The sequence below is a fragment of the Alteromonas sp. LOR genome, assembly GCF_000753865.1.
GTDB lineage: Bacteria > Pseudomonadota > Gammaproteobacteria > Enterobacterales > Alteromonadaceae > Alteromonas.
The window spans coordinates 20458-29830 of the sequence record NZ_JQFW01000005.1 but is presented as its reverse complement, the minus strand read 5'-3'; the positions used below and the strand labels follow the sequence as shown (position 1 = coordinate 29830).

The window sequence follows — 9373 nt, the reverse complement described above, 5'->3', positions numbered from 1 at the left end:
TGACTACGCTTAGTTGTTGATTGCATTACACTCTCCAAAATAAGTTTAAAAAGTGTCAACGCTATTTAGGACGGGTCAAGATAAAGAAAAAGGGCATGCTGCCCTTTTTCACTTTTACTATTTTTTGCGTTTCTTGAGTCTAACTCGCGCTTTGTTGACTTACTCGAGTTACTCGGCTTTATTTGCGCTTAGTAGCGCGGCCCACTCTATTTTTAAGCCCTTGCTGCTTGCGCACTTTGTGCTTTTTCACCGAGCGACGCATGCGGCTTAACCTAACGTGATCCAGCTTGCCCTGTTGGTTCACATTCACCATGGTCTGGGTTTCGTCAGTTAATTGAACATGCTTTCTCAGCGCGTTAACATCTGATAGTTCAAGTTCCACCCACGCACCTTGAGGCAAGCGTTTTTGCAGTTCGATAGGACCGTATTTTACGCGGATAAGACGGCTTACCTGAACGCCTTGAGACTCCCATAATCGACGAACTTCTCGGTTACGCCCCTCTTTAAGGGTAACGTTGTACCAGCGGTTCATACTTTCGTCTTCGGATAGTTGCGGTGTAGGAGCGCCAGATACCGTGAGGAACTTGGCTTCACCATCTTCTAGCTGAACCCCTTTTTTAAGGGTGCTGATAGTTTTGCCAGTAACTTCACCAAATACACGTACTGCGTATTCCCGTTCAACTTCGCACTTAGGGTGCATCAGTCGGTTGGCGAGCTCACCGTCGTTGGTGAATAGCAATAAACCACTGGTGTTCATATCTAAGCGGCCTACCGTTATCCAACGCCCTAGGCGTATTGCAGGTAGACGGTCAAACACCGTATCTCGGCCTTCTGGATCGTGTCTGCTACACAACTCACCTTCGGGTTTGTTGTACATAAGAACACGGCACACAGGCTGTTCGGTTTGGCGGGATAACAAATGGCCATCAACGCGAATGTTCGCGGTGTTGTCAACGCGATCGCCAAGGGTTGCAACGGTACCATCTACCGATACTCTACCGTCGTCAATCCAACGTTCCATTTCTCGTCGCGAGCCTAGCCCTTGGTTAGCTAGTACTTTTTGCAACTTTTCAGTCATGGGTAACTTCACTCTTTATTTGCTTGTTTACGGTCGCACGGTCTATGTTGACGGTGCCTCATTTAACACCTTAAGCGTCGAGTCAGATTCAATACTTTCTGCCATATTTTCAAAAGCATCTGCATTTGGCAAATCGGCCAGTGATGACATAGAAAAATAATCTAGAAAACCTTTGGTTGTAGCATAAAGCGCTGGACGCCCAGGCACTTCTTTGTGCCCTACAACTTTAATCCAATCTCGTTCTGTGAGTGTTTTTATAATATTGCTGCTTACCGCCACTCCCCTAACCTGCTCAATTTCGCCGCGGGTGATGGGTTGACGATACGCAATAAGCGCCAATGTTTCTAACATTGCGCGCGAATACTTTGGTGCACTTTCTTGCCATAGCTTGCTCAACCACGGGCTAAGTGCGTCAAGTGACTGAAATCGAAAGCCACTTGCTACTTCAATTAGCTGAATTCCGCGGGGCTGATAATCTAACATTAGCTCGTTAATTACCTTGCTTAAGGTTCTGTCTGCCACGGTAAATTCGCTCAGCACTGACTCTTTCAACTGCTGCTTGGTAATGGGTTTGTCTGCTACAAATATAGCAGCTTCCACCAGCTGCTTAAGCTGTGCGGTATTAATTTTCTTCATGTGAGCCCAATTTTACATGAATTTTGGCGTAAGGACCTGCCTGTATGCAAAAAATAAGTTGTTCTTTCATTAGCTCTAAAATGGCTAAGAATGACACCACCACACCAGCGCGCCCCTCCTCCACAGTGAATAGCGCCTCAAGAGGCGAGTAATCTGTGCTATTGAGCAGACTCAATATCAATGACATGCGCTCTCGCGTGCTCAGCGCCTCTCTTGCAATAGTGTGATGCTCAAAGGCTTGAGCCCGCTTCATTGCTTGGCTAAATGCCAATACCACCTCAGCAAGAGACACATCGGGCTCAACCCTTATAGGCACTACGTTAGAGCTTGTTGAAACAGTAACGATGAACACATCACGCTCTAAGCGCGGCTGCTCATCTAAATCTTCCGCGGCTTGCTTTACCAGTTCATACTCTTTCAGGCGCCTTATAAGCTCGGCGCGAGGGTCTTCCTCATCATCGCTTTCATCACTTCTTTTAGGCAGTAACAGGCGAGATTTTATCTCAGCTAAAATCGCCGCCATCAAAAGATATTCTGCGGCAAGTTCAAGCTTTAGCGCCATCATGGCATCCACATACTCCATGTACTGCTTAGTGACATCAGCAATGGGCAATACGGTAATATCAAACTTTTGTTTTCTAATGAGATAAAGCAGTAAGTCTAGCGGTCCCTCAAAAGTTTCTAGAATCACCTCGAGAGCATCGGGAGGAATGAACAAGTCCTCTGGCTTTTCAATCAACGCCTCACCGTTGATAAACGCCAGTGGCAATGGCTGCTGAACAGGCACCTGCGACTGCTTTTCGCCGTTAGTAAGTTCTGCGTTTATAAGCTTGGCACCTTTAGACCCATTGCTGGGCATGTCGGTAGTGCCCGGCACAGCGCCCGCTTCTTCAGTGTTTAGGTCATTGTTCAACGTAAGTTTTCGCTGCAAAGACTATCGTTACTGAAACGGCGTAATGTCACCGGTACCTTCACGTAATATAACTGGCGTATCTTCTGACAAATCCACTACCGTAGTAAGATGCTCGCCAATATAACCACCGTGGATAATTAACCCAACTTGCTTCTCGAGATTCTCGCGAATAACGTCTGGATCAGATTCAGCTTCTGTTTTACCTGGCAAAATAAGCGATGTAGACATCAATGGTTCGCCCAGCTCTTCTAGCAGTGCTAGCGCAATGGCGTTGTCCGGCACGCGAATACCAATTGTTTTACGCTTTGGGTTTTGTAAGCGCTTCGGCACTTCTCGCGTAGCTTTTAACACAAAGGTATAGCGCCCTGGCGTGTTGTTTTTGATTTGGCGAAAAGCCGTGTTGTCTACTTTTGCGTAAATCGACAGCTCAGACATGTCGCGACACATTAACGTGAAGTTGTGATCTTTGTTTATCTGACGAATGCGGCACAATTGCTCTAAGGCTTTTTTGTCCTCGATTTGACAGCCGATGGCGTAACCAGAGTCGGTAGGATAGACCACTACAGCACCGTCGCGAATCAACTCACAGGCTTGAGTGATAAGTCGTTTTTGAGGGTTATCTGGGTGAACGTAAAAAAATTGGCTCATGGTGTCTCTTCATCCCATCAGTTAAGTAAGTTGTTAGGCCGTGTTAATATTTGTTGTACGAGTTTTGGGCTAAATGTCAGCATTTTAATCGTGAAACAGTCCTGTAGGCCTAGTGGGCTAAGTCAAAGGGCCCAAATAAAAGATCGGCGACAAAGAGTAAAATGCTTCCATAACGCCCTAGATATGCTGCCAATTTTGCCAGACAGGTGTCAACTTACTATTTATGCCTAAATTCTTTCCAAGTTCGGTCCAACGAGACGGAAAATGGAAATCAGAGCCTGCAGAGGCAAATAAACCGTGATTTTCTGCCAGCTCGTTAATTAGCTCTTGCTTAGTTTTATTGATGCCAGGAAACGCGGTTTCCATGGCGTCTCCACCAGATTGATCAAAAAACGCGACGAGCCTGCGAAGCCATTTCGCGGTCATGTCGTAATGAGCAGGATGCGCCAATACCGCTTGCCCGCCTGATTCTTGAATCCAGGTTATGGCAGTATCAATACTTGGCCATTGTGCCTTTACTGCCGCCCGTTTGCCCTTGCCTAAATACTTTTTAAATGCTGCATTCATGGTAGGCACACCGTAATTATTCACTAGCACTCTGGCGAAGTGAGCACGGGTTACCTGCCCTACTCCAGCAAGCGCCTTGGCCCGTGCTAACACGCCCTCAAACCCGCATTTTTCTAGTTTTTCGGCAATTAACGCAGCACGTTCTTCTCGCGCATTTGCTTGCTCTTGCAAGCGAGCAAGAAACGTAGGGCACTCTCGATTCACATTAAGCCCTACCACATGAATATCGAAACCATGCCACAGGGTAGAAATTTCAACACCGTCGATGAGCGTAAGTTGGCGTTTTTGCTGCGCTTGCGTGGCATGCGCTTCATCGAGCCCAGCGACAGTATCGTGGTCTGTGATTGCGAGCACATCCACCTGCATAGTATGAGCGCGCAGCACCAGTTCAGTGGGCGTAAGATGACCGTCTGAGAATTTTGTATGGCTATGTAGATCTATTTTCAATGTCTTATGCAAATTTAAGGTTGACACAAAAGGCGTTTTGTTTTCTTCTATAGGCACAGATTATACGTTTTTACAGCTTCAATGCCTATTGAAGTTTAAACCAAATAGCGAGTTATTCATGCGTTTATCGACAATTTCAACAGCAATGAAAATTGCAGCTTGGTGGTGGCACTCCCTAGTTTAACGGGCGGTGTGCACGGTAGTGCGTGAATGAATACACAAAAGGCCCGTTAGTACGGGCCTTTTTTTTATCTTTTTGCAGTTGGAGAGTAGCAAAAATGAGTTTAGCAGAACTGGGGACATCTCCAGGCAAGGTAGAAACCATAGAACAAGCGGGTCATTACATAGACGATCCCCTTGCCGCATTTGCCCACATTTGCGGTAAAAAAAGTAATGCCTTACTGCTCGAGTCTGCGGAAATAGACTCGAAAGACGACTTGCAGAGCTTATTAATGGTAGACGCTGCGTTAAGACTGGAATGCAGAAGCAGCACTGTTGTTATTACCGCGCTAACAGGCAACGGCAAATCAGTGCTTCCGCTTTTTCAAACAGAGCGTCCAGAAGGCCTTAATGTTACGCACAGCGACGAGACTTCCATCACCCTTGAATGCGATATAGCGTCAAGTGAACTTGATGAGGACAGCAGATTAAAAGCGGCAAGCGTGATGGACGCGCTTCGCATTGTGGTAAATAAGATTGTGCCCATTCGAAAGCACCCCCACGCTGTATTTCTTGGTGGTGTCTTCGCTTACGATATGCTGGCGGGCTTTGAAACATTGCCTGATGTGGTTGACGGTGAAAATGACTGCCCTGACTTTGTTTTTTATTTAGCAGAAACCTTAATTACCGTTGATCATAAAACGCGAGAAACTCACCTAGTGGGCAGTGTATTTAGTGGTGAAGATGTGGCTCAGCAATACTTCGCGGTGGCCCAACGGTTAGAAGCTCTGCACCAGCAGCTTCACGCCATGCCACAGGCACCTGAGTTGATGAACGAAGCCGCCGCTGGCGATATGGCCTCTTCCCTTAGCAGTGCAGTTAGAAGCGCAGTTAAAAGCGCAGTTAAAAGCGGACAGACACTCGTCAACACAGACATGAGCGACGAGGTTTACTGTAATCACGTTCTTGATTTAAAGCAGCATATTCTGGCAGGTGATATTTTTCAGGTCGTGCCATCCCGCACCTTCTCTTTGCCCTGTCCGTCGCCGCTTCTTGCGTATGCCAAATTAAAAGAGCAGAACCCAAGCCCTTACATGTTTTTCATGCAAGACGCTGAATTTGCGATATTCGGCGCCTCTCCAGAGTCTGCTCTTAAATACGACAGCGAAACCAACCAAGTTGAGATTTATCCTATTGCAGGTACTCGTCCTCGCGGAAAACGTGCAGATGGTAGCATCGATCACGACCTAGACAGTCGAATTGAATTAAACTTGCGTGAAGATACCAAAGAAAAGTCTGAACATATTATGCTCGTAGATTTGGCCCGCAACGATGTGGCTAAAGTCAGTCGTCCAGGCACTCGATTTGTAAAAGATTTATTGAAAGTAGACCGCTATTCCCACGTGATGCATCTAGTGTCGCGAGTGGTTGGCCAACTTCGTGATGACTTAGACGCGCTCAATGCATACCAAGCCTGTATGAACATGGGCACCCTAGTGGGGGCGCCAAAAGTCAGCGCGGCCACCCTTATTCGCCACGTTGAGAAAAAGCGCCGCGGTAGCTACGGCGGTGCGGTAGGTTATTTGAACGGTCAAGGCGATATGGATACGTGTATTGTTATCCGCTCAGCTTTCGTCAAAAACAATACTGCCTATATTCAAGCTGGCGCTGGCGTTGTTCACGACTCAATTCCTCAGGCCGAAGCCGACGAGACTAAAGCGAAAGCTCAGGCGGTTATCGGTGCTGTGCGAGCTGCGCTTGAAGAAGAATTTAAGTCGTCAAGTCTCGAGAGTAAGAGCAGTGAGGAAGCGCGATGAGCACTGAAATTAACGTAGACGCAAATGCAGGCACAGATTCGGGTATGAACAAGCAACAAACCACCTTATTTTTGCTAGATAACGTAGACTCTTTTACCTACAACTTGGTGGACGAGCTCAGAACATTGAATCTAGATATCAAAGTTTACCGTAATACCGTGTCTGCCGACTTATTGTTTGAGCGAATGCAGGAGCAAGCGCAGAAAAGCTCGGTGTTACTGATGCTTTCTCCAGGGCCTGGTGCGCCAAGCGATGCAGGCTGCATGCCTGCCCTTTTAGAGAAGGTGGCAGGTACATTCCCTGTAATTGGGATCTGTTTGGGACATCAAGCCATTGTAGAATACTACGGCGGTGTTGTAGGTCGCGCTACGCAGGTGATGCATGGGAAATCCTCTGCTATAACGCATTCTGAAAAAGGCATGTTTGAAGGGTTGCAACAACCGCTGCACGTGGCGAGATATCATTCACTAGTAGCGCACTCTTTACCAGATAACCTGACGGCGTGTGCGTCTTGTGTGAACGACGATGGTAGCGAAGCCATTATGGCAGTGTACAACGATACTGATCACATGCTTGGTTTTCAATTTCACCCAGAATCAATACTGACAGCACAGGGAAGTTTGTTATTAAAACAAAGTATCGATTACTTAACCTCACAAGGAACTGCTCATGCTTAATGCTGCCAAACTACTTGAGCAACTAATGCTGCGAGAATCGCTGTCTCAAACTGAATCATTTAGTTTGTTTAACAGCATAATGCACGGTGAGCAAAGCGATGCCATGATTGCAGCTGTTCTCACTTCGCTTAAAATGAAAAAAGAGTCGCCTGGAGAAATTGCAGGCGCCGCCAGTGCAATGGTAGCAAACGCATTGCCCTTCCCTTCGCCCGATTATGAATTTGCCGATATTGTTGGAACGGGTGGCGACGGACACAACACAATTAACATATCGAGTGCGGCGGGCGTTGTTGCTGCTGCGTGTGGCGTAAAAGTAGCAAAACACGGTAATAAGAGCGTGTCGAGCAAATCTGGATCCGCCGATCTTTTTCGCCAGTTTGGCTTGAATTTAGAGATAAGCCCTGAGCTGTCTCGCAAATGTTTAGATGAAGCAAATTTCACATTTCTTTTTGCCCCCGTCTATCACGCTGGCATGAGATACGCAGCCCCCGTGCGCGCTGCCCTTAAGACACGAACTCTGTTCAATATTTTAGGCCCTTTGGCTAACCCTGCGGGTCCAACTCACGGCGTTTTCGGAGTATACTCTCCCGAGTTGCTTGAACCGTATGCAAAAACCCTTATGCTGCTCGGTCAGCATAGAGCGATGATCGTTCACGGCGACGGATTAGACGAATTAGCGCTTCATGGTGAATCAATTATTTACGACCTTGAGCATGGCGACATTAGAGAACTAACCGTGACAGCAAAAGACTTTGGTCTTTCAAGCTACCCGCTCTCTGCCATCGAAGGTGGAGAGCCTGAAGAAAACAGAGAATATATTCAAGCAGCGTTAAACGGTGAAGGCAAAGAAGCCCACCGCGCTGCAATTGCCATGAATTGCGGAGCATTACTTAAAGTAACCGGAAAGGTTAATAACTTTAAGGATGGCGCAGAAATGGCAATGGAAGCAATGAAAAAAGGTGCGCCCATGCAGGTGTTATCACACGTAGCAAAAATTACTCAGGAGGTAGGCACGAATGGCTAATGTGCTTGAGAAAATAGTTGCCGATAAAAGAGAGGAAGTGGAGGCACGAAAAATTGCGCTGCCACTTGAGTCGTTCAAAGCACAGCTAACGCCGTCGCAAAAAAGTCTTTTTGCTGCGCTTAGCGAGCCAAACGCGGGCTTTATTTTCGAATGCAAAAAAGCGTCCCCGTCTAAAGGGCTCATTAGAGAGAACTTCGATTTAGACGAAATTCTTGAAGCTTACACCCCTTATGCTGCGGGCATCTCGGTACTGACCGATGAAAAATACTTTCAAGGTACATTTGAATACCTGTCTTACGTGACTGAGCGCGTTGCGCAACCGGTGCTTAATAAAGACTTTTTTGTTGACACCTACCAAGTGCATCTTGCTCGTCACTACAATGCCGATGCCGTGCTGTTAATGCTAAGCGTGCTTGACGACACCAGTTACAGAGAGCTTGCTGATGTTGCTGATTCACTAGGGTTGGATATTCTTACCGAAGTAAGCAACGAAGAAGAGATGGAGCGAGCTATCGCTCTTGAAGCGGGCATTATTGGTATAAACAATCGCGACTTGCGAGATTTATCAACCGACTTGGCCACTACCGAGCGTTTGGTTCCTATGCTTGAAAGTGCTACCCACGATTTTGTAGTTATCTCTGAATCTGGCATTTACACCCACGAAGATGTATTGCGGTTAGCCTCTGTCTCTCAAGGGTTTCTTGTTGGTAGCGCACTAATGGCCCAAGCTGATCTCCCTCGCGCGGTGAAAACCTTGCTTAATGGTGCAGTGAAAGTATGCGGCCTTACTAGCGAAGAACAAGCTGCCATGGCCTTTGAGAAAGGGGCGAGCTTTGGTGGATTAATCTTTGCTGAGAAATCACCACGATGCGTAAGTAAAGACACAGCGCTAGCGATAACGCAGTCTGTGCCAGGCGCTTACGTTGGCGTAGTTGTTAATCACGCTATTGATGACGTTGTCGACCTTGCCGTTTCACTGAATCTATTTGCTGTTCAGCTTCATGGTAATGAAGATAGCGCCTATATCGCAGAACTCGCGAGTAAGTTACCAAAGACATGTGAAATTTGGGTAGCAGTAGGTGTGACCGATAGCATTCCTAACAGTGTGGACAGTCACTTAAATAACGACGCCGTTCATCGCGTACTTTTAGACTGCCAAGTGGGCAAAGCAAAAGGCGGTACGGGTGAGTCGTTTGATTGGTCGTTACTTGACGATATTCAACAAAAGCAAAAAATTATACTTGCAGGCGGTATTAGCCCTGACAACGTTGAAGATGCTATAGCCACAGGCTGCGGCGTACTTGACGTAAACTCTGGTGTAGAAAACGCGCCGGGCGATAAGTCAGCAGAAAAGCTGACCGAATTATTCACGGTTTGCCGCCGCTACTAATATTAAAAACAGGACAA

The 9373-nt window shown here is 47.0% G+C and carries 9 protein-coding genes; 4 read left to right on the top strand and 5 right to left on the bottom strand.

From position 1 onward, the window contains the following. Nucleotides 1–178: 178 nt before the first annotated feature. From rluB to JV36_RS0102535, 5 genes are all read right to left on the bottom strand, one after another. The gene (rluB, locus tag JV36_RS0102555; RefSeq protein ID WP_032094630.1) at nucleotides 179–1078 is read right to left on the bottom strand and encodes a 23S rRNA pseudouridine(2605) synthase RluB; all 900 of its coding nucleotides are present in this window, start codon (nucleotides 1076–1078) and stop codon (nucleotides 179–181) included. Between the two features lie 42 nt (nucleotides 1079–1120). Then, the gene (scpB, locus tag JV36_RS0102550) at nucleotides 1121–1714 is read right to left on the bottom strand and encodes an SMC-Scp complex subunit ScpB (RefSeq protein ID WP_032094629.1); all 594 of its coding nucleotides are present in this window, start codon (nucleotides 1712–1714) and stop codon (nucleotides 1121–1123) included. After that, entirely contained in the window at nucleotides 1701–2573 is an 873-nt protein-coding gene (locus JV36_RS0102545) for a segregation/condensation protein A (protein WP_081926499.1), read from the bottom strand. Before JV36_RS0102545 ends, scpB begins: the two co-directional genes overlap by 14 nt. Nucleotides 2574–2654: 81 nt before the next feature. Next, on the bottom strand, nucleotides 2655–3275 hold the full coding sequence (locus tag JV36_RS0102540; RefSeq protein ID WP_032094628.1) for an L-threonylcarbamoyladenylate synthase: 621 nt from the start codon (nucleotides 3273–3275) through the stop codon (nucleotides 2655–2657). A 177-nt stretch (nucleotides 3276–3452) separates the two neighbouring features. Then, a complete protein-coding gene (locus JV36_RS0102535) occupies nucleotides 3453–4289 on the bottom strand; it encodes a PHP domain-containing protein (protein ID WP_032094634.1) in 837 nt (278 codons plus the stop codon). A gap of 278 nt (nucleotides 4290–4567) precedes the next feature. On the opposite strand from JV36_RS0102535, the gene JV36_RS0102530 reads away from it, so the two are divergent. From JV36_RS0102530 to trpCF, 4 genes are read left to right on the top strand one after another with little or no spacing between them, the layout of a single operon-like run. Next, nucleotides 4568–6265, top strand: coding sequence for an anthranilate synthase component 1 (locus tag JV36_RS0102530; RefSeq protein WP_032094627.1), 1698 nt, complete (start codon nucleotides 4568–4570; stop codon nucleotides 6263–6265). Between the two features lie 44 nt (nucleotides 6266–6309). After that, the gene (locus tag JV36_RS0102525; protein ID WP_032094633.1) at nucleotides 6310–6942 is read left to right on the top strand and encodes an aminodeoxychorismate/anthranilate synthase component II; all 633 of its coding nucleotides are present in this window, start codon (nucleotides 6310–6312) and stop codon (nucleotides 6940–6942) included. Beyond that, entirely contained in the window at nucleotides 6935–7966 is a 1032-nt protein-coding gene (trpD, locus tag JV36_RS0102520) for an anthranilate phosphoribosyltransferase (protein WP_032094626.1), read from the top strand. Before JV36_RS0102525 ends, trpD begins: the two co-directional genes overlap by 8 nt. Next, entirely contained in the window at nucleotides 7959–9356 is a 1398-nt protein-coding gene (gene trpCF, locus JV36_RS0102515; RefSeq protein ID WP_032094625.1) for a bifunctional indole-3-glycerol-phosphate synthase TrpC/phosphoribosylanthranilate isomerase TrpF, read from the top strand. The genes trpD and trpCF overlap by 8 nt, the downstream gene beginning before the upstream one ends. Nucleotides 9357–9373 lie beyond the last annotated feature (17 nt).